This is a genomic window from Aminobacter sp. P4_H6_2, from assembly GCF_056400805.1.
Map to the genome: position 1 here is coordinate 1 of NZ_JBFUKO010000807.1, position 2,136 is coordinate 2,136.

The following is a 2,136-nucleotide window of genomic DNA, read 5'->3' on the forward strand; positions in this document are numbered from 1 at the left end:
GAACCGGCACCTTGGCGTCGACACCGTCGTGCTCGCGCTGCCCGTCAGATGGCGGCGGCTGTGCTGGATGATTTCCCAGATCCTGATCTTCGTGTGCAGCGTCTACATCTTCGTCGGCACTTTCATGCAGCACGAGATCAACGCCACCACCGTTTCCACCGTCATGCAGCTGCCGATGAGCTGGGTCTACGGCGTCACCTCCTTCACCGGTGCGCTGATGGCGGCTCTCTGCCTCCACAATCTGGTTCGTTTCGCACGCGGCAAGGTCCGCGACGACGAACTCATCCAGGTCGAGGAAGAGGGCATGCACGAAGTCGATTCAACCGTTGAGGCGGTGCGCAAGCCATGACCATTCTTATCTTCGTCGTCTCCCTGCTTGCAGCGATGGCGATCGGCATGCCGGTCGCAATGGCCCTCATCGTCTCCGGCCTCGCTCTGATGTTCCACATGGGCATGACCGATCCGCAGATCGTCGTGCAGAACATGTGGGACGGCGCCAACAGCTTCCCCCTTCTCGCCGTGCCGTTCTTCATGCTGGCCGGCGAGTTCATGAACGCCGGCGGCATCACCCGGCGCATCATCCACRTGGCGATGGCCTGGGTCGGCCATCTGCGCGGTGGCCTCGGCTTCGTGGCGATCGGCGCCGCCGTCGTCATGGCATCGCTGTCGGGTTCGGCGGTGGCCGACACCGCGGCACTGGCCGCCGTGCTTTTGCCGATGATGCGGCAGRCCGGCTACAACCCCTACCGCTCGGGCGGCCTGATCGCCGCCGGCGGCATCATCGCGCCCATCATCCCGCCTTCGATCGGCATGATCCTGTATGGCGTCGCAGCCCAGGTCTCGATCACCAAGCTTTTCATCGCAGGCATCGTGCCCGGCATCCTGATGGGGCTGTCGCTGATGCTGACGTGGATGTTCGTGGCGCGAAAGGACAAGATCGAGGTCGCGCCCAGGCAGCCCATCCGCGAACGGCTTCGCCTGACGGTCGAGAGCTTCTGGGGCCTGATGTTACCTGTGATCATTATCGGCGGCCTGAAGTTCGGCTTCTTCACGCCGACCGAAGCCGCCGTCATTGCGGCAGCCTACTCGCTGGTCATCGGGCTTTTCGTCAACCGGGAGCTGAAGTTCAGCCAGCTCTACGGCCTCATGCTCAATGCCGCCAAGACCACTGCGGTCGTGATGTTCCTCGTCGCCGCGGCTTCGGTGTCCGCATGGCTGATCGCGGCGGCCAACATGCCGGCGCAGATGGTCGAGCTCTTGCAGCCTATCATGGACAACAAGACGCTGCTCATCCTGGTGCTGATGGTCCTGGTGCTGATCGTAGGCTCGGCGCTCGACTTCGCCCCGACCAYCCTGATCCTGACGCCGGTGCTGGTGCCGGTGCTCAAGCAGGCGGGCATCGATCCGGTCTATTTCGGGGTGCTGTTCATCATGAACAACGCCATCGGCCTGATCACGCCGCCGGTCGGCACCGTTCTCAACGTCGTCTGCGGCGTCGGACAGATGCGCATGGGCAATCTGATGAAAGGAATTTGGCCGTTTCTGCTGGCCGAAACCGCGGTGCTGTTCCTGCTCGTCCTGTTCCCCGAGATCGTGATGGAGCCGCTGCGCTGGATGACCCAGTGATGGCCGCCATGTATTTCCCAAGGACATGCCAGAGGGGCCGAACATGAGTGCGTCACAAGAAGCTTTCTGCGTGATCGTCGACTGGGGCACGACAAGCTTCCGCGCCTGGCTTGTGGCACGCGACGAAAGCGTGCTGGCCGAAAGCCGCGGGCGCGAAGGCATGACGCATTGCGTGACGTCGGGTTTCGAACCGGTGTTGCGCGCACACCTCGCCGCGATGGAGGCGCCGGTGGGCCTGCCCATTCTGATCTGCGGCATGGCGGGCGCGCGCCAGGGCTGGGTCGAGGCGCCCTACGTCGACGCGCCGACCCGGCTGGCCGATTTCGCGGCCTGCGCCGTCAGCGTGYCGAACGGTTTTGCCGATATCCGCATCCTTCCCGGCATCGCCCAGCGCGACCCGCTTGCGCCCGAAGTGATGCGCGGCGAGGAGACCCAGCTGCTGGGCCTTGGCAAGGGGATTGCGCGCCGGCTCGTGTGCATGCCCGGCACCCACAGCAAGTGGGTTGTGAT

Annotated in this window: 3 protein-coding genes; all 3 read left to right on the plus strand. The window is 64.2% G+C overall.

Translation table 11 applies throughout. From position 1 onward, the window contains the following. Positions 1–349, plus strand: a 349-nt coding sequence (locus AC1DUU_RS30400) for a TRAP transporter small permease (RefSeq protein ID WP_476787032.1), incomplete at its 5' end; no start/stop codon positions are given. After that, positions 346–1,626, plus strand: coding sequence for a TRAP transporter large permease (locus AC1DUU_RS30405; protein WP_476787033.1), 1,281 nt, complete (start codon positions 346–348; stop codon positions 1,624–1,626). The genes AC1DUU_RS30400 and AC1DUU_RS30405, both read left to right, overlap by 4 nt. Before the next feature lie 43 nt (positions 1,627–1,669). Continuing rightward, the coding region (locus tag AC1DUU_RS30410; RefSeq protein ID WP_476787034.1) for a 2-dehydro-3-deoxygalactonokinase at positions 1,670–2,136 on the plus strand (467 nt) is incomplete at its 3' end.